We start from the raw sequence: 23,295 nt of genomic DNA, 5'->3' as shown, positions 1-23,295 counted from the left end.
CAGAGGATGGGGGCGTGCGTCGCCGCGCTCGGGTTGACGTTCACCGCGGGCTGCGCGGGCGCGGGCAGCCTGGGGGCCTCGAGCAACGAGGTCACCATCGCGATGGTGTCGAACGCGCAGATGACGGATGCACAGAAGCTCTCGTCGGAGTTCGAGAAGGAGAACCCCGGCACGAAGCTGAAGTTCATCTCGCTGTCGGAGAACCAGGCGCGCGCCAAGATCACGATGTCGACGGCCATGGGCGGCAGCGAGTTCGACGTCGCGATGATCAGCAACTTCGAGACGCCCCAGTGGGCGCGTGACGGCTGGTTGCGCAACCTCAGCGACTACGCCAAGAACACCCCCGGCTACGACGAGAACGACTTCATCTCGTCGCTGCGGGACTCGCTGTCCTACGAGGGCAACATGTACGCGGTGCCGTTCTACGGCGAGTCGTCGTTCCTGATGTACCGCAAGGATCTGTTCGAGCAGGCAGGCATCCAGGTCAACCCCGACCCGAACTACCAGCCCACGTGGCAAGAGGTGCGGGAGTGGGCCAAGCAACTCAAGACCGCCGACCGGGCCGGGATCTGTCTGCGCGGCAAGCCCGGGTGGGGCGAGGTGCTCGCGCCCCTGGACACCGTGATCAACACGTTCGGCGGCCGATGGTTCGACGAGCAGTGGAATGCTCAGCTGAACAGCCCGGAGGTGAAGCGGGCGGTGAACTTCTACGTCGACACGTTGCGCGAGTCGGGTGAACTCGGCGCCGCGTCGACGGGGTTCCAGGAGTGCGCCAACCTCTTCGGTCAGGGGCAGACGGCCATGTGGTACGACGCCACGTCGGCGGTGTCGGTGCTCGAGGACCCCAAGGAATACCCCGACCTGCAGGGCAAGATCGGCTACCTGCCCGCCCCCATCATGGAGAAGCCCAACTCGGGCTGGCTGTACACGTGGGCGCTGGCCATCCCCAAGGCGGCCAAGAACCCCGACGCCGCCTGGAAGTTCATCTCCTGGATGACCAGCAAGGACTACATGAAGCTCGTCGGCGAGAAGCTCGGCTGGGCCCGCGTCCCACCCGGGAGCCGCACCTCGACCTACACGGATCTGCCGGAATACCAGGCGATCTCGCAGTCCTACGGGCCGCTCACGCTGAAGTCGATCGAGGGTGCCACCCCGGACAAGCCCACCGTGCAGCCGGTGCCGTACACCGGCGTGCAGTTCGTCGGCATCCCCGAGTTCCAGGATCTGGGGACGCGGGTCAGCCAGCAGATCAGCGCCGCCATCGCCGGGCAGAAGTCCGTCGACGACGCCATGGCGCAGGCGCAGCAGTACGCCGAGGTCGTCGGCAAGAGCTACCAGGAGAAGTGATGACACTGACTGCTGACACGGGCGCCGCCGACACCGACGTCGCCGAGCGCGTCCGAAGGATCAAGGAACGCCAGGACGTGGGCGTGAGTCGCGCCGAGGGGTGGCGCAGGCGGGGGCCGCTGCTGCCCGCCCTGATCTTCATGATCGTGGTGACGCAGATCCCGTTCCTGTTCACGCTGTACTACTCCACGTTGTCGTGGAACCTGGTGCGTCCCGGCTCCCGCCAGTTCGTGGGACTGAACAACTACGTCGCCGTGGTCCAGGACAGCCAGTTCTGGTCGGTGGCGTTGAACACCGTGGTCCTGATCGTCGGCGTGGTGCTGTTCTCGGCGTTCTTCGGGTTGTTGTTGGCGCTGCTGCTGGATCGCGCCTTCCTGGGCCGCGGCGTGGTGCGAACGTTGCTCATCACGCCGTTCCTGGTCACCCCGGTGGCGGCGGCGTTGATCTGGAAGACGACGATCCTCGATCCGAACAACGGCATCCTCAACTGGGCGCTGGGTCTGGTGGGCATCGGCAAGGTGGACTGGATCGGTCAGTACCCGCTGACCATGGTGATGGTCGAATTGATCTGGCAGTGGACGCCGTTCATGATGCTGCTGATCCTGGCGGGCCTGCAGTCGATGCCCCGCGACCAGCTGGAGGCCGGCCGCGTGGACGGTGCGGGATCCTTCCAGCTCTTCCGCGAGTTGACGTTGCCGCACCTGCGGCGCTTCATCGAACTGGGCGTGGTGCTGGGCGCGATCTACCTGGTGAACACCTTCGACGCCATCTACATGATGACCCAGGGCGGGCCGGGCATCGCGAGTGCGAACCTGCCGTTCTACATCTACCAGCGGGCGTTCCTGGGCTTCGACATGGGCCAGGCTGCGGCCATGGGCGTCGTCGTCGTGATCTTCACGATGATCATCGCGAGTTTCGCGCTGCGATTGATCTTCAAATCGTTCTCCGGCAAGGAAGAGGCCGCCTGACATGACCACTACCACCGACCGCACGTCCGAGTCGACGAGCGCTCCGGCGCCGGTGCGAAAGAAGAAGAGCCGCAAGTTCAGTCCCTGGGGCGTGGTGGCCTGGATCGCGGCGCTGGGCTTCTTCTTCCCGGTGTTCTGGATGGTGCTGACGTCGTTCAAGCAGGAGAGCGACGCGGCGACCAACCCGCCCAAGCTGTTCTTCACACCGACCCTGGATCGCTACGGGGCGGTGTTCGATCAGGGCATCGGACCCGCGATGCTCAACTCGGTGTTCGCCACGGGTGTCTCGACCGTCGTCGTGCTGCTGCTGGGCGTGCCCGCGGCGTTCGCGCTGTCGCTGCGGCCGGTGCGCAAGACCTCCGATGCCCTGTTCTTCTTCATGAGCACGAAGATGTTGCCCATCGTGGCGGCCATCCTGCCGCTGTACGTCATCGTGTCCAACATCGGTCTGCTGGACAACATCTGGGCACTCATCGTGCTCTACACGTCGATGAACCTGCCCATCGCGGTGTGGATGATGCGGTCGTTCTTCCTGGAGGTGCCGGGGGAACTGCTGGAGGCCGCCAGCCTCGACGGCGCCAGCCTGTGGCGCTCGGTGCGCGAGGTCATCCTGCCCTTGGTCTCACCGGGAATCGCGGCCACGGCCTTGATCTGCGTCATCTTCGCGTGGAACGAGTTCTTCTTCGCGGTGAACCTGACGGCGGTCAACGCGCAGACCATGCCGGTCTACCTGGTGGGCTTCATCGCCGGCGAAGGGCAGTACTGGGCCGTGCTGTCGGCGGCCGCCACCATGGCGGCGCTACCGGTGATGCTGTGCGGCTGGTTCGCGCAGAACAAGCTGGTGCGCGGACTTTCCTTCGGCGCGATCAAGTAGTCCCGCGCCTCGTGGACTCGAAGAACGAAACAGGAGAATGACAATGGCATCGATCACCTACCGCAACGCCACCTGCATCTACGAGGGTTCGGACAAGCTCGCGGTCGACAACCTCAACCTCGACATCAACGACGGCGAGTTCATCGTCCTCGTCGGCCCGTCGGGGTCCGGCAAGAGCACGGCGCTGCGCATGCTGGCCGGCCTCGAGGACATCGACGAGGGTTCCATCGAGATCGGCGGCAAGGACATGACGGGGGTGCCGTCGAAGGACCGCGACATCGCCATGGTCTTCCAGAATTACGCGCTGTACCCCAACAAGACCGTCGCCGAGAACATGGGTTTCGCGTTGAAGTTGCGCGGCGTGCCCGCCGACGAGCGGCGCCGCAAGGTCGAGGACGCCGCCAAGATCCTCGACCTGACCGAGTTCCTGGATCGCAAGCCCGCCAAGCTGTCCGGCGGTCAGCGGCAGCGCGTGGCGATGGGCCGCGCGATCGTGCGCGAACCCCAGGTGTTCTGCATGGACGAGCCCCTGTCGAACCTCGACGCCAAGCTGCGCGTGCAGACCCGCACGCAGATCGCGGCGCTGCAGCGGCGGCTGGGCACCACCACCGTCTACGTCACCCACGACCAGGTGGAGGCCATGACGATGGGTGACCGCGTGGCCGTGCTGCGCTTCGGCAAGCTGCAGCAGTTCGCCACGCCCAACGAGCTGTACGACCGTCCCGCCAACGCGTTCGTCGCGGGGTTCATCGGTTCACCGGCAATGAATCTGGTGACGCTGCCCGTGACCTCCGACGGGGTGAAGATCGGCGATTCGGTGTTGCCGCTGGAGCGGGCCGACATGGCAAAGATCAGCGAGGCGGGGCTGTCCGAGGTGACGGTCGGTATCCGGCCGGAGAGCCTGGAGATCTCCGAGACCGAAGGGGTGGAGGTCGTCGTGGACCTGGTGGAGGACCTGGGCAGCGAGGCGTACGTCTACACCCACGCCGGGTCCGGCGGCACCGAGCTGGTGGCGCGGTGCAATCCGCGCAAGGCGCCCCGGCTGGCGCAGACCGTGCGGCTGAACAGGAACCCCGACGGGGTGGTGCACCTGTTCCATCCGCGGAGCGGTGAGCGCCTCAACTAGGGTGCGCGCACCCGAATTCCGCTTGCGGACACCGACCCCCGGCCTGCTCGCGCTGCCGTGGGACCGGCCGCTGGCTCGGTGGAACGTCCCCGACGTGCCGCTGCGTGACATCGCCGTGGGCCCCAGCAGGCACCTGGTGAAGTTCGTCGAGGCCGACGGCGTGTTGTGGGCCGTCAAGGACATGCCGCCGCGCATCGCGACCAAGGAGTACGAGAACCTGCGCGGGTTGGAGGACATGGGCCTGCCCGCCGTGCACCCCGCCGGGGTGGTGCTGCAGCCGGAGTTCGAGACGGCCATCCTCGTCACGCGCTACCTCGAGGGGTCGTGGCAGTACCGCCGACTGTTCATGCGGCTGCCCCCCGAGGAGGGCAAGCACCGGGCTCGGCTGCTCGACGGGATGGCGGGTCTGCTGGTGGAGTTGCACCGGCACGGCGTCTTCTGGGGTGACTGTTCGCTGGCGAACACGCTGTTCTCGCGTGACGGGCAGTCGCTGCAGGCGTGGCTGGTGGACGCGGAGACCTCGGAGATCCATCCGACGGGGCTCAGCCGGGGTCAACGCCAACACGATCTGGACATCATGGTCGAGAACGTCGCCATGGGCATGCTCGATCTCGCCGAACGGCTGGGAACCACCGAGGAGTTCGAGGCCCGGCTGATCTCCGAGGCCGAACAGGTGCGGGTGCGCTACGGCGAACTGTGGGACGTGTTGCACGCCGAACCGGTGTTCGGCTTCACCGACCGCTACCGCGTCGAGGGGACCATCCGTCGGCTCAACGACCTCGGCTTCGCCGTGGACGAGCTGGCGCTCCACCCGGTGGGTGACGACGCGAGCCGGCTGCGGGTGCACGTCGTGGTGGGTGACCGCCGGTTTCACGCTCAGCACCTGCGGGACCTGACGGGATTGGACGTCGGCGAGGGTCAGGCCGCCATCCTGCTGGGCGATCTGCACGCCTATCAGGCCCAGTTGTGCAGGGAGTCAGGCGAAGACGTCGACGAGGCGACGGCCGCACGGTTGTGGATGATGGAGATCCTGACGCCGTACGAGCGGTTGGCGCACCAGGCCGTGCACGGTGCGGGTACGCCCATCCAGGCGTATTGCGATCTCCTGGAGGTGCGGTGGCTGCTGAGTGAGCGCGCGGGCCGCGACGTGGGGACCAACAAGGCGCTGGCCGCACTGTCGCGCGACGTGATTCCCGCGGACTCGGCGGCGAAGTTGGCCGTCGCGGAGATCCCCACCGAACCGTTCGCCGCACTGTCGCTGGACGACGACTCCTGATCCGGTCGCCGGAAGTGGGGTAGCGCCGCGCGGACGGGGTAATAGCCTCAGATGGTGGATCGCTGCGGGCGGGTGAGGCTCACCAATCCGGACAAGGTGCTGTATCCGGCGACGGGTACCACCAAGGCCGAGGTCTTCGAGTACTACGTCACAGTCGCCGATGCCATGGTGCCGCACGTCGCGGGTCGGCCGGTGACGCGCAAGCGCTGGCCCAACGGTGTGGGGCAGGCCGACTTCTTCGAGAAGCAGCTCGCGTCGTCGGCGCCGGAATGGTTGGAGCGGGCCTCGGTGACGCACCGCTCGGGGACCACGACGTATCCGCTCATCGACACGCGCGAGGGTCTCGCCTGGATCGCGCAGCAGGCGGCGCTCGAGGTGCACGTGCCGCAGTGGCGGTTCGACGACGACGGCAACCCCGGCCCGGCGACGCGCATCGTCTTCGACCTCGACCCCGGCGAGGACGTGACGTTCCGGCAGCTGTGCGAGGTGGCGCAGGAGGTGCGGGGCTACGTGGCCGACATCGGTTTGACCGCATACCCGTTGACCAGCGGCAGCAAGGGTTTGCACCTGTACGTGCCGTTGGCGGACCCGGTGAGTTCCCAGGGGGCGTCGGTGCTGGCCAAGCGCATCGCCCAGCAGCTCGAGAAGAGCATGCCCAAACAGGTCACCGCGACCATGACGAAGAGTCTGCGTGCGGGCAAGGTGTTCGTCGACTGGAGTCAGAACAGCGCGGCCAAGACCACCATCGCGCCGTATTCCCTGCGCGGACGCGACCATCCGACGGTCGCCGCCCCACGGACGTGGGAGGAGATCGAGGATCCGGCGTTGCGCCAGCTGCGGTTCGACGAGGTGCTCGAACGGGTGGCGGCCGACGGCGATCTGCTCGCCGGGTTGGATCCTCCGCTTCCGTTGTCCGACGGGCTGGCGACGTACCGGTCGATGCGGGATGCCGCCAAGACGCCGGAACCGGTGCCGCGGGCGGCGCCCGTGGCAGGCAACGACGACACCTTCGTGATCCAGGAACACCACGCCCGCAGACTGCATTACGACTTTCGGCTGGAACGCGACGGCGTGCTGGTGTCGTGGGCGGTGCCGAAGAACCTGCCGCAGACGCCGTCGGTCAACCACCTCGCGGTGCATACCGAGGATCATCCGCTGCAGTACGCCACGTTCGAGGGCACGATCCCGGCCGGTGAGTACGGCGGAGGCACGGTGACGGTGTGGGACTCGGGCACCTACGAGGCCGAGAAGTTCCGCGATCCCGGGGTCGACGGCGAGAAGCCGATCGAGGGCCGCAAGGGTGAGGTGATCGTGACGCTGCACGGCGCCAAGATCAAGGGCCGTTACGCGTTGATCCAGACCGACGGCAAGAACTGGCTGGCGCATCGGATGAAGGACCAGCCCGCCGCGCCGGCGTCGCTCGCACACGCCGGGATGGCGCCCATGTTGGCCACCCACGGTTCGGTGGCGCGGTTGACTCCGTCGGTGTGGGCGTTCGAGGGCAAGTGGGACGGGTACCGGCTGCTGGTGGAGGCCGACCACGGCGTCCTGACGCTGCGGTCGCGTAGCGGCCGCGACGTGACGGCCGAGTTCCCCCAATTACGGTCGCTGGCAGCCGATCTCGCGGATCACCACGTGGTGCTCGACGGCGAGGTGGTCGCGTTGGACGGCCGCGGCGTACCCAGCTTCGGGGCCATGCAGAACCGCGCGGCGGGCAGCAACGTCGAATTCTGGGCCTTCGATCTGCTCGCCCTGGACGGACGGTCACTCCTCAACGCGAAGTATCGCGACCGTCGCAGGCTGCTGGAGACGCTGGCCGGCGCAGGCGTGCCCATCGTGCCCCCACTGCTCGACGGCGACGGGGCCGACGCGCTGGAATACGTGCGCGCACACGGTTTCGAGGGCGTGGTGGCCAAACGCTGGGAGTCGACCTATCAGCCGGGTCGCCGCTCGAAGTCGTGGATCAAGGACAAGCTGTGGCTCACGCAGGAAGTCGTGATCGGCGGCTGGCGAGCCGGCGAGGGGGGCCGCACCAGCGGCATCGGTGCGCTGCTCGTGGGCGTGCCCGAGGAGGGTGGTCTGCACTTCGCCGGCCGCGTGGGCACGGGTTTCACCGAGAAGGACCTGGCGGCGCTCAAGCGGACGCTGGAACCGCTGCATACCGACACGTCGCCCTTCACCAAACGGCTGGCGGGGCCCGACGCCAAGGGCGTCACCTACGTCCGGCCGGAGTTGGTGGGGGAGGTCCGCTACGGCGAGCGCACCTCGGATGGCCGACTGCGACAACCGAGTTGGCGCGGGTTACGCCCGGACAAGTCCCCCGGCGAAGTGGTGTGGGAATGATTGCAGTCGCTGCAACATGGCGGTAGCGCACGTACCCATGGTCGGGCGTCCACGCCAGGTCACGGGTCGAGCATTTGGGTAGCCCGGGCGAGATCTTCGTCGGCGCGTGTTGTCAAGGCGTAGAGCGCGAACGCAATCGGGGAGGCATGCCACAGCTGGCGAGCCTGGGTCGCCAACCCCTGGTGGACGTATCCGCCTGCTGCCGAGTACGCCTCCAATGTCGTCTGCAAGAGCTCCTCGCCCGCGGCGCCGTACTGAGCGGCCAGGTCGCGAGCAGGATCGTCGACACGCGCGGTGGTCCAGTCCAATACGCCTGTGATGGTGCCGTTCTCGCCGAACAAGACGTGTCCGGGGTAGATCTCGCCGTGCGTCATCACGGTCCGGTCCGGCCAGCAGGCGTCGTCGGCGAGCCAGTCTTGCCATGCGTCGACGAGCGTCGAGGCAACGACGAACTCGGAGCGCACGTTGTCGATGTCATTGCGCCACGCTTGCCGGACCTGCGCTGGAGTACGGACGTCTACCCCGTGTGAGTTGGCCTCATCGGGAGTGATCGAGTGCAGACGCGCCAGGAGTCGACCGAGACGAATCGCGTAATCGGGACTCGCCGGATCGATGCGCCATTCGGGTTCGCCGTCATCCGTCAGAGTCAGGCCGGGTGCACCGGGCAATGCGGGATAGGCGATCAGTGACGAAGAACGTATCTGCCAGTCGGGAACCGCAACCCCGTCGACTTTCAGGACGGGCCGCACCAGGTCGAGGATGCGTGCCTCTGCGGCGATGCCCCGGGAAACGTCGGCGCGACGGGGGAGGCGAAGCACCCACGGCTTTCCGCAGTCGTCATGAGACATCACGACCCGGTAGTCCAGCCCAGCCTCGCTCAGTGTTGCGCCGTTCGGTATGAGGTGAAGGCCGTGGGAAGCCGCCAAGGCGAGGGCGTCGTCGATCTCGCTCATGGTCTCGACCTTAAGGCGTGCAGCGATTCGGTGGCCGAGTCGGACGCTGGCCCGTCAGTCGGTGCGTCGCACCGACAGCGTGACGTAGCGGTGTAGTTCCTGCTCCGGGAGATGGGGGACTTCCCGCAGTGTCACCGTGCGGTCCTGGAAGCGCGCGTCGGACGCGTCCAACGGCTGCACGCCGAGAGCCGCGTCACCGGCGCCGAATCCGGTCACCGAGATCGCGAGGCGATCGAACGCCGCGTCGACGTCGGCGTAACGGCCGGGCCCTTCGTTGAGCCGCTCCAGCAGCTCGAGTGCTTCCAGACCGTGCAGTCCGAAGACGTCCCTGCCGTCGAGGAACAGCGGGTGTCGCGGCCCGGCGGGCATGATCTCGCAGAGTCGGTCGCTCTCGTACCGCAGCACGAGGTCGCCGCGGGTTTCGGTCACGCTGTCCGCGGGTGGGCCGTGGTCCGCGTACTCCGCGACGAAGGCCCGCTTCTCGTCGTCGCTCATCGCGTCGCCGAACATCGCCAGCGTCTCGCGCAGGAGGTGGTCGGTCACGCGATCGGCGCCGCGACCGGTGACGGGTCCGTACGTCGCCGACAGGGCATCGACCCGAGCCGGGGACATGCCGAACTCGAGCCTGCCCAAACCCGTTCGGGGTCGTACGGTCCAATCCAGATCTGCTGACATGGTGACCACCAGGATCTCACGGGCGGGTCGTGGCTCGGCGGCCCCGCGGGTCGTCAGCGTCGAACGAGTTCGACCACGGGGATCTGGCGCTCGGTGTTGCGCTGGTAGTCGCCGAACTGCGGTTCGAGATCGACCTGCTTGGCATACACGTCGGCACGTTCCTGACCCTCGAGAACCCTTGCGGTGACCGCAATCTCGTCGCTGCCCAGCTCGACGGTGGTCTCGGGGTGCGCCACCAGGTTGCGGTACCAGTCCGGGTGGGTGTCCGCGCCGCCCTTGCTGGCGAAGACGTAGATGCGGCCGTCGTCGAGCAGCGGTACCAGTGGCGCGATGCGTTCGGTGCCGCTCTTGGCGCCGACGTGGTGCAGCAGTACCAGCGGTTTGCCCTCGAAGATTCCGCCCGCCGTGCCGCCCGTGGCGCGGAACTCCTCGATCACCTTGCGGTTCATGTCGTCGATGGCTGCTTTGTCCATGTGGCTAACGACCGTCGCGACGGCCCCGCTATTCCCGGCCCGGGGTTTCGCGGTCGTGCGGTGACGCGTGCGCGGGCATGACGGCGCTTGACATCGCCCGGTGTTGTGATCACGATTACAGCATCGAGTGATAATAGCTATCACACAATGAGAGTGAGGCGACGTGATGAAATTGGCAGTCCTCGGCCTGGGCGAGGCGGGCTCGCTGTACACGGCGGGCTTCTCGACGCAGGGCTGGCAGGTCAGTGGCTTCGATCCGGCCGACGTCACCACGCCTGCCGACGTCCGACGATGCGACACGGTGGACGACGCGGTGCGCGACGCAGACCTGGTGCTCAGCCTCACCAGCGCAAAAGTGGCCGTGAAGGCGGCACGCGACGCGGCGCCCCACCTGAAGGCCACCGCGGTGTACGCCGACATGAACTCCGCGGCGGTAGCGGTCAAGGAGCAGGTAGCCGCCGCCATCGCCGAGGCGCCCGGGGTGTCGTTCGCCGACGTCGCCGTGGTGGGTTCGGTGCCCGCGCACGGGGCGAAGACCGCACTCGTGATCAGTGGCTCGGGGTCATCGCTGGCCGCCGCGTACTTCGGCGCCCTGGGAGCTCCCGTCGACGACATCGGTGGAGGTGCCGGCGACGCGTCGCGCCGCAAGCTGTTGCGCAGCAGCTTCATGAAGGGCCTCGGGGCACTGATCGTCGAGGCGACCGAGGCCGGCGCCGCCGCCGACGACGAGCAGTGGCTGCGCGATCAGATCGCCGGTGCGCTGGCCGGGGGGTACGCGGCGCTGGACCGACTGCACGACGGCACGATCAAGCATGCCCCGCGGCGCGCGGTCGAGGCCGCCGCTGCGGTCGAACTCCTCGACGACCTCGACGTCGCTCCCGTCGTGGCGCGCGCCACCGCGCAGGTGCACCAGCGGCTCGCCGACCAGAATGGCCGCACGGCGGCCGATCTCCTGCCCGGCTACGAGGGTCTCCCGGTGGCGAACATCGGGGACGCGCGCCGTCGAATGGGGATGGTCGATTCGGGCATCCGCAGCATGTGGAAAGGGGCGCGCCTGGTCGGCCGGGCTCGTACCGTATGGACTCGCGCCGGAGACAACAGGGCGCTGCACGAGGCCCTGGCAAAGGTGCGGCCCGGGGAGGTGATCGTCATCAACGGCCACGGCGACGTCAACCGCGCTCTCATGGGCGAGCTGATCGCCGAACGCGCCCGGTCGCGGGGCTGTGTCGGCATGGTCATCGACGGCGCCGCCCGCGACGTCGACGCCCTCGCCGAGATCGGTTTCGGCGTGTGGGCGCGGGCCGTCAGCCCCGCAGGTCCCTACAAGGACGGTCCCGGTTACGTCGACGTCCCCGTTGCCGTCGGCGGTGTGGTGTGCCACCCGGGAGACCTGGTGGTCGCCGACGACGACGGTGTCGTGATCGTGCCTGCCGCTGAGGCGTTCGCAAGTCTCGCGGGCGGCCGGGCCGTCGAGGCCGACGAGGCCGCACGCCGCGCGGCGATCATCGCCGCCAGGAGCGCGTCGTGATCGCGGTGTGGGCGCTGGTCGCCTTCATCGTCGCCATCGTGGTGTGGAACGCCGTGTTCAAGCGCAACATCGGCGAGGCGATGATCGTCGGGCTGGTGGCCGTCGCGGCGTTCGCGGGCACCAACGCACCCGGCTACGTGTGGCACGGTTTCGTCGATGCGATCCAAGAAGAGGTGACCTTCGCCGGTCTGGCCTTCATCTTCATGAGTTTCATCCTCACCAAGACGCCCGTGCTGGATCGGCTCATCGACGTCCTGAACTCGTTCCTGGGACGCATGCGGGGTGGCCCGGTGTACACCTCCACCGTCGCGGGCGGCATGTTCGGCGCGATCGCCCACGTCGGCGCGTCGGTCACCGCGGCGGTCGGGTCGGTGACCGTGCCGTGGATGAAGCGTTCGGGTGTCAGCCCCGAACTGTCCGCCACGGTTGTCGCCGGGTGCGCAGGCATGGGCGTCACCTTCCCGTTCAGTGCCACGATGTTCATCCTGGTCGGGTCGGCCACGGTCACCGGGCTGATGGAGCCCGACGAGATCGTGATTCCCCTTGCGCTGGCTGGACTCTGGTGCCTGGCCTACCGGCTCGTGATGAACTTCTACCTCGTCCGCAAGCACGGGCTGCAGCCGATCAGCGCGGAGGACCGGTTGCCGATCGCGACCAGCCTGCGCTCCGGATGGCACTCGCTGCTGCTGTTCATCCCCATCCTCATCCCGCTACTGCTCACCCGCGGCCCCCTGGCCGGCGAGTTGTCGAGGTACACCGATCTGGTGATGTCCAAGGCCATCAGCCTGGTCACGTGGATCCCGGTGCTGATGATCGTGCTGGTGCTCTTCCTGGGACGCCGCCATCTGCCGCGGAAGGCATCGGGATGGTGGAAGGTGCTGGGAGACAGTGCCCCTCAGTTCGGCGTCATCGGCGTCACCATCGTGGCCGCGTTCACGGCATCCAACGTCCTCGGCGACCTCGGTCTGCCGGAGCAGCTCACCACGGTGCTGGAGCACGTCCACGCGCCTGCGTGGTTGATGGCCATCATCGTGGGCGTGATCATCGTGGTGATCGCGATCCCGCTCACCGCGTCGGCCACCATGGCAGCCGTCGGAGGCGTGGCCGTCGCAGCCCTGGTCGGCGTGGGCATTCCCGCCCCGGTCGCGGCCACGGCGGTGCTGGTGTTCGCGTCCACCGAAGGGGCCTCGCCGCCGTCGGGTGCGCCGATCTACGTCGCCGCAGGCATCGCCCAGGTAGACCCGGGCAAGACCTTCCTCCCGCTGCTCAAGTACTACTGCATCCCCATCCTGGGCGTCGGCGTCCTGATCGCCCTCGGCCTGCTGCCCGTCGCCTGACACACGAAGGAACCACACCGATGATCAGAACAGTCATCTCCGTCGCATTCCGAATCAGCGTCGTCGCCTTCCTCCTCGGTGGCCTCGTGGTGGTCGCACTGCAGGCCGCGGGGCTCGCCCTCGGCAACGGCGACTTCGTGGACGCCGTCTCCGACGTCGTGGCGCCCTGGGCGTACGGGGCGGCCGGGGTCGCGGGGCTGCTGGCGTTCGTCCTGTCGTACTTTCGCACCGACGAACCGCAGGCCGCCGACGGCGTGAGCACGCCGGTGCCCGAGCACGCGTGAGCGTCCACCGCGGCTCCACCTACTCGGAGCTGTTGCGGCGCACCGACGGAGCGCCGCCCGGGTCGAGTTGGGGAGTCTTCGACCACCCCGATCGTGGCACCGCCAACTTCGCCGGAGCAGACCACGTCAGGGCAGCGGCCCAGCTCGTGACCAGGGGCGCCGTGTTCAGCCTGGACCATCCGTTGAACGCCTTCGACCCGCCGATGTCGCGTGCGCGGTCGGCGCCCACGCACACCATCACGTGCGCGCACGCGCAGTCTCGCGATGATCGGCTCGACGGGTTCTTCCTCCAGGCGAGCAGTCATCTCGACGGGTTGCGGCACCGCCGGGCATCGGGTTACGGCTTCTACGACGGGGTGCCCGACGAGGACGTGGCCGCCGGGACCACCCCACTGGGGATCCAGGCCTGGGCGGACCGGCCGATCGTCGGCCGTGGGGTGTTGCTCGACGTGGAAGGACTGCTGGCGGCGGAGGGTTCGCCCGTCGACCATCGCGACGGCCCGGCGCTCGACGTCACGGTGTTGGATCGGGCCGCCGCGCGGCAGGGGTGTCGGGTTTCGGCAGGAGATCTCGTCCTGGTGCACACCGGGTGGGCGCGATGGTTCCTCGATGCCGACGCCGCTCAGCGTGCGGCAGTGCGGGACGAGCGGCGGGCGACGGGCTTCGCCCAGCAGCGGGAACTGTTGACGTGGTTGTGGGACAACAAGGTTGCCTTGTTCGCCACGGACACCTTCGCCGTGGAGGTGCTGCCGGTGCTCGAGTCGAGCCCGTTCGTCGAGAGCGCAGCCGAGGACCGCGGCATGATGCACCAGGAGCTGATCGCCAAACTCGGTGTTCCGCTGGGTGAATTGTGGAACCTCACGGAGCTGACGGTCGACGCGCGCGCGACGCATCGCTGGGACGCCTTCGTCACCGTCAAACCGCTTGCGCTGCCCGGCGGTGTCGGATCACCCTGCAACGCCACTGCCGTCCGATAGTGCCTATCGCACAGTGATAACGTCGGCGCCACCTGGCGGGTGGAAGGCGGTAGCAGCGGATGGCGGCGGTGTCTGGTCGGTGGCGCTGGGCGCTCGGCCAACAAACCGTGCTGGTCCAAGCCTCCTGGACCGGTGTCCGACTGATGATCGGCTACCGCGCGCTGTCCCTGGGCGCCGACCCGGTGATCCTCGGCGCGTTGGCCACGGCCTTTGCGCTGCCGGCCCTGGCCGTCGCGGTGCCGGCGGGGCGCTGGTCCGACCGGTCGGGGGGTCCGGTGGTGGCGCTCGCCGGTCTCGTGCTGGCTGCGGCGGGCACGGGGTGGGCAGCCGTCACGGGTGGATTGCCCGCACTGGTGGCTGCGGCCGGCGTCATCGGTCTCGGACAGATCGTGGTCATGATCGGTCAGCAAACGTTCGTCGCCCACGTCAGCAGGGGCGGTGACAGCGACGCCGCCTTCGGCACCCTGACCGTCGCTGCCTCGGTGGGGCAGCTGATCGGGCCGCCGCTCGTCACCGTGGCGTCGTCGCCGACGGCGACCGGGGTGGCGCCGAACACGACGATCGGACTCGTCGCGTGTGCGGTCGCACTCGTCCTCGGGATGCCCGCGCATGCAGCGCTGCGGCGCCTGGACGCACCGAGGACCGAAGGGCGCACCGAGAGCGGTCACGTCGATCCCGTCGGCGACCTGCTCCGGACGCCGCAGATGTGGCGCTCGCTGGTGGTCTCGGGAACCGTGCTGGTCAGCCTCGACGTGATGTACGCATTCGTGCCGGTGTGGGCGAACGACCACGGCGTCGGCGCCACCGCCGTCGGCGCCCTCCTCGCGCTGCGCGCCGCCGTGACCATCGTGAGCCGGTTCGGTCTGTCGCGGATGGTCCATCGATTCGGCAGGCGCACCCTGATCACCGCCTCGATGGGTGCGGCGGTCGTGGGTCTGATCGCGCTGCCGTTCACGAACGCGGGGGGAGCCGTGGCGGTGATGGTCGCTCTCGGCGTGGGCCTCGGCGTTCCGCAACCGCTGACCATGTCGTGGGTGACGTCGCTGACGCGGGCCGAGTCCCACGGCACGGCCCTCGGGATGCGGCTGACGTCGAACCGGCTTGCCCAGGTGTCGGTGCCGCTTGCCATCGGCGCGCTGGCGGGGCCCTTCGGCCTCGTCGGCATCTTCTGGGCCAACGCGATGATGCTCGTGGGCGCCATGGGGATCATGGCGACCACTCGACCACCGGGGCCGACCTGACCGGACGCACGTGATCGAATGTCGGGAACGCCGCCCGTGCGGCACTCAGAGACCGGGGAGGGGCCATGACGGCACCGGCCAGCAACATGCGATCACTGGACCGCTCGTTCGACGTGCTCGACGTCCTGCAAGGCGCGAAGCGGCCCATGAAGCTCGCGGAGGTCGCCCGTGCCAGCGGCCTGCACATCGCCACCGCGCAGCGCATCGTGAACGTCCTGGTGGCCCGCGGCTACGCCGCCCGCTCGGGTGAGGGGTACACGGCAGGGCCTGCCTCGCTCGCGGTTGCCCATGCCTACCTCGTCAGCAATCCCCTTGCGGCGCTTGCCCAACCGGTGTTGCAACAGTTGGCCACCAACACGGGTTTGACGGCGTCGGTCTACGTCCGCGTGGAGAACAGTCGCGTGCTGGTGGCGCGCGTGGAGAGCGCGCACCCGCTGAGCTACGTGCTGCCCGTGGGCGAGCGGCTTCCCCTGCACCTGGGCGGCGCCGGCCGAATCTTCCTCGCCGACATGGCCGTCGAGGAGCGTGAGCGGGTTCTCGCCGGTGTGGACGACGTGCGGTTGGCCAACGGGCGTTCGATGACGCGCAGCGAGTTGGACGCCGAGATCGATCGAAGTGCCACACAGGGCTATGCGGTGTCGATCGGGGAGCGACTGATCGGCATCGCCTCCGTCGCCGCACCGGTGCGCGCCGCCGACGGATCGCTGCAGGCCGTCCTGGGGCTCACCGGCCCGGCCGACGACACGAGCGAGGCGACCCTGGTCGCGGAGGTCCGGCGGGCCGCCGACGCCTTTGGGGGACGCATCCCGGTGGGCCGGTAGCCGGCGGGTCGCCTACACGCGTGCGGCCAGCGCCTCCTGCAGGCCGCGCGTGGCCAACTCGTCGGCCAGTTCGTTGTCGCCCACCCCGGAGTGCCCCTTGACCCAGAACCACTCCACGCGATGGCGGGCGCACGCCACTTGGAGCCGCTGCCACAGGTCCACGTTCTTCACCGGCTGCTTGGCGGCGGTCATCCAGCCGTTGCGCTCCCAGCCCAGCACCCACTTGGTGATGCCGTTGCGCACGTAGGTGCTGTCGGTGTACAGGTGCACCGTCACCGACCGGGTCAGCGCCTCGAGCGCCATGATCGGCGCCATCAGCTCCATCCGATTGTTGCTCGTCTGCCCGGGCTCGCCGCCACACATCTCACGCACGTGACTGCGTTGCCGCAGGACCGCACCCCACCCCCCGGGCCCGGGGTTGGGACGACACCCCCCGTCGGTGTGGATGGTCACGACGTCGTCGGGCGACGGGGCGCGGTCCGCGTTCGGCATGGGCCGAGGATAGCCACCCGCCGCCGCGTCGTCGGACGACGCGCCCGCCGCCCCGACGTGTGAAGGGTCGCGGAAACGGGCATGAACGTCGGGAGGCCAGAAGGCCGGCGTGCAACGCTGCTCGACACGGCTCGGTCAGGCGGCAGGTCGGCGCCGAATTACCTTGAAACCTTGCCGTTTTCTTACCGTCAGCAAATTAACGCCCTGTACGGTGGTGCTCGGCAATGACGCTCGACGGGAACGTCATGCCGCGATATCGACAGGTGAGGAAGCCGGGGGCGGGGGATGACAGCCGCGATGCCTGAACGGCGGTTGCCATTGGCGAACCACTACGAGTGGCTCACGGACTATCTCGTGGCGCGGGGGATGACCGGCGCCGTGCGGTTGATGATGTCGACGATCTCCGGATCGCTGGCCATCTGCGTGCTTGCGTTGCTCGTCGGCCTGGGCGGTCCGCGTGAGGGGCTGTCGGTGGTGATGATGTGGTTGGCCTTCGCCGGAGGCGTGGTCGGCGTGGCCCTCTGGGCGTTCCGGTGGCCGTCGCGCGGACAGTCGTTGACCTTCGGCCTCGTCACCAGCATGTCGGCCGCCCTGGCATGTCTGGGGTATCCGGACGGCCAGGGCGCGCTGACCGGGTGCATCGTGTTTGCCATCACCGGGGCGTACTTCGCGTTCCTGCATTCCACGAGCATGGTGCTGTACAACTTCGTCTTGGCCACCACCGTCGCGGTCGTCGCGGCCATGCGCGTCGTCGGCACGGGATACGTCGCGCTGGCGCTGGTGGGTCTGTTCATCGTCGTCCAGGTCAACATGGCCATGCCGCTGGCGATCTCCGTCATGGTCCGGGCGCTCGGGGTGGACCTCGAGCGCGCGGATCGAGATCCACTGACGGGTCTGCTGAACCGCCGCTCGTTCCAGAAGCACGTCGAAAAGTTGTTCGTCGAGGACGGTGCCGTCGGCGGCGGCCACCTCGTGGTGGCGATGGTCGACGTCGACGACTTCAAACGGGTCAACGACACCCGGGGTCACGATGCGGGGGACGACGCGCTGGTGGCCGTGGGCCGCGCGCTGGGGCACGCGGTCCGCGACACTCCGGCGGTCGTCGCGCGCAGCGGCGGCGAGGAGTTCGTCGTCGCCGCCGCCACCGTCGGTGACGATCCCGCGGCCCTGGCCCGGCGGTTGTGCGAGGCGATCTCGGAGTTGCCCATCGGCATCACGGCGAGCGTCGGGACCGCCTGCAGTCCGGTGCGGGGTGGGCACCTCGACCGCCTCGCCGTGGGTGCCATCTTGCAACGCTTGGTGTCGACGGCGGACAAGGCGATGTACGAGGCGAAGCGGGCCGGTGGCAACCGGTGCCATCACGCCGACCTCGAATGTCACTGACGGCGGCGCCGCGAATGTCACCGGCGGCGTCGCCGCATTGACCCGTCGCTCGGGCCGCACTTGAATGACGTTGTCCCGCGAGCACGTCGACGGGACCGCGAAGGGAGTTCGATGACCACCCCGCCCGTCGAGGAGCGGCCCACCGACACCGCATACGCGGCCATGGTGTCCGCCCGCCTGGCCGACTCCTACGGCCTCGACGACGTCGAGATGACGTTCCTCGGCGGTGAGCTGGACCGCAACTATCGGGTCGTGGCGCACGGGCGTACCTACCTCGCCAAGCTGCGCACCGACGACGGCGCGGGTGCGCGGTGGCAGCAGGACATCCTGCACCACCTCGCGCGCACGGACCTCGACGTGGCGGTGCCGACGCCCGTCGCGAACCTGGCGGGCAGCTTCGACGTCGTCATCGGCGAGGGGGCGACGGCGTGCCAGCTCGTGGTGTTGGACTGGGTCGACGGCGTCGAATTGGTGAAGGCACATCCACATTCCGACGATCTGATGTTCTCGATCGGCGTCGCCGCGGCGAAGGTCACGCACGCGCTCGCGGGCTTCGACGCGCCGGACGTGTGCCGCACGCACCACTGGGACGTGCTGCGGTCGGGGGACGTGATCGACGAATGCCTCGCTGCCGAGCCGGCGCTGGGGGACAACCCGGACGTGCACGTGGCACGGCAGTGGTTCGCCGACGTCGAGCCCTCGCTCGCAGGACTACCGAGGGCCCTGGTGCACAACGACTTCAACGACAACAACGTGCTGGTCGGCGTCCGCGCCGACGGCACGCAGCGGGTCTCGGGCATCTTGGACTTCAACGATGCGCTGCGCACCGTCCGCGTGGCCGAGCCGGCCATCGCCGGAGCGTACGCGATGATTCGCAAGGAGTCCCCGCTGCCGGCGATGGCCGGGGTACTCGCCGGGTACACCAGCGTGACACCGCTGACGGCGGCGGAGCTGGAGGTGGCCTACCCGCTGGCCGCGGCGCGGCTCTGCGTGCAGGCGCTGACGTGGGCCGTGCGCGGTAGGGCCCGGCCCACCGCCTACGGAGCGATGCGGTCGCGTTACACGCTGCCCGCCCTGCGGGCCGTCGTCGGCATCGATCGGGAGGTGGCGGCCGCGGCGATCCGGGCCGCCGCCGTCGCGTGCGCGCAGGACCGGCCATGACCGGCAAGCCCATGCACATGGCGAACGCGTTCGACGGATCGGCGCTCGGCGAGCTGGACGCCGCCGACCGCGAGCTGGTCGCCCGGCGAGATGCCGTGCTCGCGCCGAGCTATCGGCTGTTCTACCGCAAGCCGGTGGTGCCGGTTCGTGCGTCGGGGGTCTACCTCTACGACGCGGCCGGACGGGAGTACCTGGACGCCTACAACAACGTTCCGGCGGTCGGACACGGTCATCCGCACGTCGTGGAAATGGTGACGGCGCAGCTCGGTCGGCTCAACACACACACCAGGTACCTCACCGAGCCCATCGTCGCGTACTCCGAGCGGCTGCTGAACCTGTTCGGGCCGTGGCCTTTTCGGGTCGTCTACACGTGCACCGGCAGCGAGGCGGTGGACCTCGCCCTGCGCATCGCCCGCTATCACACCGGCGCCAAGGGGGTGTTGTGCACCAGCCACGCCTACCACGGCACCACGGCGGCAGCGGCCGAGATCTCGCCGAGCCTGGGGCCGCACAACGAGATCGGGCCCACCGTGGTCACCGTCGCCGCGCCGGACGGCCTGCGCGACGACCCGGCGGCCGCGGCGGCGGACTTCGCCGACCGCGTGCGGCAGGGCATCGCCGAGTTGCGTTCGCGGGGGCTCGGTGTGGCCGCGATGATCGTGGACTCCGTGCTCTCCAGTGACGGCGTGCAGAGCGGCCCGCAGGGCTTGCTCGCCCCTGCCGCCCGCGTGGTCCGCGAGCACGGCGGCCTGTGGATCGCCGACGAGGTGCAGCCCGGTTTCGGCCGGCTCGGTGCCACGTGGTGGGGCTACGAGCGGCACGGTCTGGAGCCCGACCTGGTGGTGCTGGGCAAGCCCATGGGCAACGGGCTGCCCATCGCCGCCGTGGTGGGCCACGAGCGCGTGATGGAACGGTTCGGCACGGACGTCCGCTACTTCAACACGTTCGGGGGCAACCCGGTGAGCATCGCGGCGGCGACTGCGGTGCTCGACGTCATCGACCGGGAAGGGTTGCGCGACAACGCCGAACGGTGCGGTGCCGTCCTGCGTTCGGGTTTGGCCGAACTCGCTGGCCGTTACGACGGGATCGGTGACGTGCGCGGCAGCGGCCTGTTCGTGGCCGTGGAGTTCGTCCGACCCGGTGGTCGAGAGCCGGACGCCGGCGCCGCCGCGCGGGCGGTCGACGCGTTGCGTGAGCGGCGCGTCCTGATCAGCGCGTCGGGTCCGCATGCGAACGTGCTCAAGATCCGGCCGCCGCTGCCGTTCACGACCGCCCACGCCGAACGGCTGGTGACCGAGCTCGACGCCGTCCTCGCCGGCGGCTCCACGGAGTAGCCCGCCGTCAGAGCAGCATCATCAGCAGCGCCACGGCGGCGAGGCACACCAGCGCCAGCAACACCGGTCCCGGCAGGGTGGGACGGCGGCCCGTCGGAGAGGGGTCCGGTGGCCCGCCGGTGTGCGGGTGGTGGGTGGGCATCGCGGTGGTGCTACCCGCCGTGACGCCCGCGAAACGCCGGCGGCGCTAGCGGTCGGTGACCCGCTGCAGGACCACCGACACCGTCAGGACCACGATGCCTGCCGCGGCGAGCAGCGCTCCGGCGGCGGCGGGCGCGGTGTACCCCATGCCCGCGGCGATCACCACGCCACCGATCCAGGCGCCCGCGGCGTTGGCGATGTTGAGTGCCGAGTGGTTCAGCGCCGCCGCCAGCGTCTGCGCGTCGTGGGCCACGTCCATCAACCGCGTCTGGAGGGCGGGTCCGATCGACGAACCGGTCGCGCCGATGAAGAACAGGCCCAGCAGCGCCGTCCACGGGTGATGGGCAGCGAGCGTGAACAGTGCCAGCACGATGCCGAGGGCGATCATCGAACCGTAGAGACCGCGGATCACCGAGCGGTCGGCCATCCGGCCGCCGACGAGATTGCCCACCACCATGCCGAGCCCGAAGGCCATGAGCCCCAACGGGACCAGCCCGCGGGACATTCCGGCGACGTCGGTCAGCGTCGTGCTGACGTAGGTGTACACCGCGAACATCCCGCCGAAGCCCACCATGCCGACCAGCAGGGCCAGCCACACCTGCACCCGCTTGAGCGCGCCGAGTTCGGTCAGTGGGCTGGTGACGTGCATGCGGTTCAGGTTCGGGACGAAGTACCAGATGGCGGTCAGCGTCAGCAGGCCGATGAGCACGACGAGCGCGAACGCGCTGCGCCACCCCAGTCGCTGGCCCAGGAACGAGGCGATGGGCACGCCGATGACGGTGGCGATGGTGAGCCCGCTGAGCACGTGTGCCACCGCCTTGGCCCGGTTCTGCGGGCCCATGAGGTGGGCGGCGACCAGCGCGGCGATGCCGAAGAACGCGCCGTGGGGGAGTCCCGCGACGAAGCGTGCGGCCATCAACGTGCCGTAGGTCGGCGCCAGCACACTGGCGAGGTTGCCCAGTGTGAACACCACCATGAGCCCCAGCAGCAGCGTGCGCCGGGGCATCCGCGCGGTGAGGGCGGCGATCAGCGGTGCGCCGACCACGACGCCGAGGGCGTAGGCGGAGATGACGTGGCCGGCGGTCGGCTCGCTGACGCCGAGGCTCGCCGCGATGTCGGGTAGCAGGCCCATGGCGACGAACTCGGTGGTGCCGATGCCGAAACCGCCGAGCGCCAGCGCGAAGACCGCCAGCCAGCGGACCGTGGGGTCGGGCGCCACGACCGAGGTGGGTCGGGTGGGCCGATCGAGGGATCTCGTCACCCGTCTCACGGTAGGGCCACTTCGGCCGTCATGCCAACTTACTTTTGCATTTTCAGGACGAAAGTGGCACAGCTTACGGCTTTGCGGTTCAATCGGAGCCATGGCCAGCGTCGGCGACGTGTTCGCGCTCATCCAGGACCTCCGCGAGACCACCCGTGCCGAACTCGGTCAGCGCACCGGGCTGTCGCGGACCGCCGTGGCCGCCCGCGTCGCCGCGCTGCAACACCTGGGGCTGGTCACCGAGACCGAACGGGCCCCCTCCACGGGCGGCCGGCCCGCGGCGATGCTCGGCTTCGCCGCCGACGCCGGCGTCGTGGCGTGCGTCGCCATCGGCATCAGCCGCACCCGGCTGGCCATCTGCGACCTCGCCGGCGAGCTGGTGGCCACCAGCGACATCGACCAGGAGGTACCGCTGGGGCCCGACGACCTGATGCCCGACGTCGTCAAGGGTCTGGACGTGCTGCTGGAGCGGTTTCCCGGCATCCCGCTGTTCGGCATCGGGACGAGCCTGCCCGGTCCCGTCGACCGGGAACGCGGCTGCAGCCGGGACTCGCCCATCCTGCCGGGCTGGGACGGCGTCCAGTTGCGGCCGTACTTCGCGGAACTGCAGGGCCGCGGGCAAGACGGTGCCGAGGTGCCGATCCTGCTCGACAACGACGCCAACGCCATCGCGATCGCCGAACGCGGCGGTGCGCTGCAGCGGCTGGACGACCTACTGGTGCTCAAGGCGTCGACGGGCCTCGGCGCCGGCATCATCGCCGGCGGCGCGCTGCAACGCGGAGCCTCGGAGGCGGCAGGCGAGTTCGGCCACAACAAGATTGCCGCGGCTGCGGGCCTGGCGTGCCGGTGCGGCGACACCGGCTGCATCGAGGCCATCGCCGGGGGCTGGGCCATGGTGCATCAGCTGCAGCAGCAGGGGCGCGACGTGCGCAACATGCGCGACGTCGTCGAACTCGTCCACGGAGGGGACCCGGAGGCGCGTCGCATGGTGCGCGACAGTGGGCGACACGTCGGTGAGGCGATCGCGGCGGCGGTCAACCTGCTCAACCCGGCGGTGCTGGTGATCGCCGGGGACATGGCGGCCGCCTACGACGTGTTCGTCGCCGGCTTGCGAGAGACGCTGTACCGCAACGCGACCGCCCGCGCCACCCGGCAACTCGAGGTGGTGCCGGCGGCTCACGGCAGCCACTCGGGTGTGGTCGGCACGTCGGCGATGGTGCTCGACGAGGTGCTCAGCGCCCGCGCCGTCGACGCACTGGCCGCACGGTGAGCGGCGCCGTCGCCCCCTGGCAAAGCTTTC

Annotated in this window: 22 protein-coding genes; 16 read left to right on the top strand and 6 right to left on the bottom strand. The window is 69.1% G+C overall.

All coding sequences use genetic code 11. From position 1 onward, the window contains the following. Positions 1 to 6 precede the first annotated feature (6 nt). From AC30CM_RS07355 to AC30CM_RS07330, 6 genes are read left to right on the top strand one after another with little or no spacing between them, the layout of a single operon-like run. A complete protein-coding gene (locus AC30CM_RS07355; RefSeq protein WP_490116181.1) occupies positions 7 to 1,347 on the top strand; it encodes an ABC transporter substrate-binding protein in 1,341 nt (446 codons plus the stop codon). After that, positions 1,347 to 2,315: a carbohydrate ABC transporter permease gene (locus AC30CM_RS07350; RefSeq protein WP_490116180.1), complete on the top strand. Its 969-nt coding sequence runs from the start codon at positions 1,347 to 1,349 to the stop codon at positions 2,313 to 2,315. The genes AC30CM_RS07355 and AC30CM_RS07350 overlap by 1 nt, the downstream gene beginning before the upstream one ends. Position 2,316: 1 nt before the next feature. After that, positions 2,317 to 3,189, top strand: a complete 873-nt coding sequence (locus tag AC30CM_RS07345) for a carbohydrate ABC transporter permease (RefSeq protein WP_490116179.1) — start codon at positions 2,317 to 2,319, stop codon at positions 3,187 to 3,189. A gap of 43 nt (positions 3,190 to 3,232) precedes the next feature. Next, positions 3,233 to 4,315 carry an ABC transporter ATP-binding protein gene (locus tag AC30CM_RS07340; protein ID WP_490116178.1) on the top strand — a complete coding sequence of 361 codons (1,083 nt, stop codon included), beginning with the start codon at positions 3,233 to 3,235 and terminating at the stop codon, positions 4,313 to 4,315. Position 4,316: 1 nt separating this feature from the next. After that, a complete protein-coding gene (locus AC30CM_RS07335) occupies positions 4,317 to 5,591 on the top strand; it encodes a DUF4032 domain-containing protein (protein ID WP_490116222.1) in 1,275 nt (424 codons plus the stop codon). A 51-nt stretch (positions 5,592 to 5,642) separates the two neighbouring features. After that, positions 5,643 to 7,934: an ATP-dependent DNA ligase gene (locus AC30CM_RS07330; protein ID WP_490116177.1), complete on the top strand. Its 2,292-nt coding sequence runs from the start codon at positions 5,643 to 5,645 to the stop codon at positions 7,932 to 7,934. A 59-nt stretch (positions 7,935 to 7,993) separates the two neighbouring features. On the opposite strand, the gene AC30CM_RS07325 is transcribed toward AC30CM_RS07330, so the two are convergent. The 3 genes from AC30CM_RS07325 to AC30CM_RS07315 are packed head-to-tail and all read right to left on the bottom strand — an operon-like array spanning position 7,994 to position 10,035. Further along, on the bottom strand, positions 7,994 to 8,887 hold the full coding sequence (locus AC30CM_RS07325; RefSeq protein ID WP_490116176.1) for a macrolide 2'-phosphotransferase: 894 nt from the start codon (positions 8,885 to 8,887) through the stop codon (positions 7,994 to 7,996). Between the two features lie 54 nt (positions 8,888 to 8,941). Then, complete coding sequence (locus AC30CM_RS07320; RefSeq protein ID WP_490116175.1) at positions 8,942 to 9,562, bottom strand: hypothetical protein; 621 nt, start codon at positions 9,560 to 9,562, stop codon at positions 8,942 to 8,944. Between the two features lie 53 nt (positions 9,563 to 9,615). Beyond that, positions 9,616 to 10,035 (bottom strand): nitroreductase family deazaflavin-dependent oxidoreductase, encoded by a 420-nt coding sequence (locus AC30CM_RS07315; RefSeq protein WP_490116174.1) that lies wholly within the window; start codon positions 10,033 to 10,035, stop codon positions 9,616 to 9,618. Between the two features lie 166 nt (positions 10,036 to 10,201). Here AC30CM_RS07315 and AC30CM_RS07310 point away from each other — a divergent pair, with 166 nt between their 5' ends. The 6 genes from AC30CM_RS07310 to AC30CM_RS07285 all read left to right on the top strand — a co-directional run bounded on the left by AC30CM_RS07310 (position 10,202) and on the right by AC30CM_RS07285 (position 16,223). Further along, the gene (locus AC30CM_RS07310; RefSeq protein ID WP_490116173.1) at positions 10,202 to 11,563 is read left to right on the top strand and encodes an RraA family protein; all 1,362 of its coding nucleotides are present in this window, start codon (positions 10,202 to 10,204) and stop codon (positions 11,561 to 11,563) included. Continuing rightward, a complete protein-coding gene (locus AC30CM_RS07305; RefSeq protein ID WP_490116172.1) occupies positions 11,560 to 12,900 on the top strand; it encodes a TRAP transporter large permease subunit in 1,341 nt (446 codons plus the stop codon). Before AC30CM_RS07310 ends, AC30CM_RS07305 begins: the two co-directional genes overlap by 4 nt. A 20-nt stretch (positions 12,901 to 12,920) precedes the next feature. Beyond that, entirely contained in the window at positions 12,921 to 13,184 is a 264-nt protein-coding gene (locus tag AC30CM_RS07300) for a hypothetical protein (RefSeq protein ID WP_490116171.1), read from the top strand. After that, positions 13,181 to 14,161, top strand: coding sequence for a cyclase family protein (locus tag AC30CM_RS07295; protein ID WP_490116170.1), 981 nt, complete (start codon positions 13,181 to 13,183; stop codon positions 14,159 to 14,161). The genes AC30CM_RS07300 and AC30CM_RS07295 overlap by 4 nt, the downstream gene beginning before the upstream one ends. A 68-nt stretch (positions 14,162 to 14,229) precedes the next feature. Beyond that, the gene (locus tag AC30CM_RS07290) at positions 14,230 to 15,402 is read left to right on the top strand and encodes an MFS transporter (RefSeq protein WP_490116169.1); all 1,173 of its coding nucleotides are present in this window, start codon (positions 14,230 to 14,232) and stop codon (positions 15,400 to 15,402) included. Between the two features lie 65 nt (positions 15,403 to 15,467). Continuing rightward, positions 15,468 to 16,223, top strand: coding sequence for an IclR family transcriptional regulator (locus AC30CM_RS07285; protein WP_490116168.1), 756 nt, complete (start codon positions 15,468 to 15,470; stop codon positions 16,221 to 16,223). 12 nt (positions 16,224 to 16,235) lie between these two features. On the opposite strand, the gene rnhA is transcribed toward AC30CM_RS07285, so the two are convergent. Next, positions 16,236 to 16,715 carry a ribonuclease HI gene (gene rnhA, locus AC30CM_RS07280; protein ID WP_490116167.1) on the bottom strand — a complete coding sequence of 160 codons (480 nt, stop codon included), beginning with the start codon at positions 16,713 to 16,715 and terminating at the stop codon, positions 16,236 to 16,238. 297 nt (positions 16,716 to 17,012) lie between these two features. Between rnhA and AC30CM_RS07275 the strand changes: the two genes are divergently transcribed. The 3 genes from AC30CM_RS07275 (at position 17,013) to AC30CM_RS07265 (ending at position 20,593) form a co-directional block, all read left to right on the top strand. Further along, positions 17,013 to 18,098, top strand: a complete 1,086-nt coding sequence (locus AC30CM_RS07275; protein WP_490116166.1) for a GGDEF domain-containing protein — start codon at positions 17,013 to 17,015, stop codon at positions 18,096 to 18,098. Positions 18,099 to 18,209: 111 nt separating this feature from the next. Further along, positions 18,210 to 19,259, top strand: coding sequence for a phosphotransferase (locus AC30CM_RS07270; RefSeq protein WP_490116165.1), 1,050 nt, complete (start codon positions 18,210 to 18,212; stop codon positions 19,257 to 19,259). Positions 19,260 to 19,270: 11 nt separating this feature from the next. Further along, positions 19,271 to 20,593: an aspartate aminotransferase family protein gene (locus AC30CM_RS07265; RefSeq protein WP_490116221.1), complete on the top strand. Its 1,323-nt coding sequence runs from the start codon at positions 19,271 to 19,273 to the stop codon at positions 20,591 to 20,593. Positions 20,594 to 20,600: 7 nt separating this feature from the next. On the opposite strand, the gene AC30CM_RS07260 is transcribed toward AC30CM_RS07265, so the two are convergent. Continuing rightward, positions 20,601 to 20,735, bottom strand: coding sequence for a hypothetical protein (locus AC30CM_RS07260; RefSeq protein WP_490116164.1), 135 nt, complete (start codon positions 20,733 to 20,735; stop codon positions 20,601 to 20,603). A gap of 45 nt (positions 20,736 to 20,780) precedes the next feature. Continuing rightward, positions 20,781 to 21,995: an MFS transporter gene (locus AC30CM_RS07255; RefSeq protein WP_490116163.1), complete on the bottom strand. Its 1,215-nt coding sequence runs from the start codon at positions 21,993 to 21,995 to the stop codon at positions 20,781 to 20,783. Positions 21,996 to 22,095: 100 nt separating this feature from the next. On the opposite strand from AC30CM_RS07255, the gene AC30CM_RS07250 reads away from it, so the two are divergent. Continuing rightward, on the top strand, positions 22,096 to 23,265 hold the full coding sequence (locus AC30CM_RS07250; RefSeq protein WP_490116162.1) for an ROK family protein: 1,170 nt from the start codon (positions 22,096 to 22,098) through the stop codon (positions 23,263 to 23,265). Positions 23,266 to 23,295: the final 30 nt, after the last annotated feature.

This window comes from Mycobacterium sp. DHQP2018-32-09 (assembly GCF_058148405.1).
Note: the sequence above shows the minus strand (reverse complement) of the source record. Positions and strands in the feature narration are given on the sequence as shown.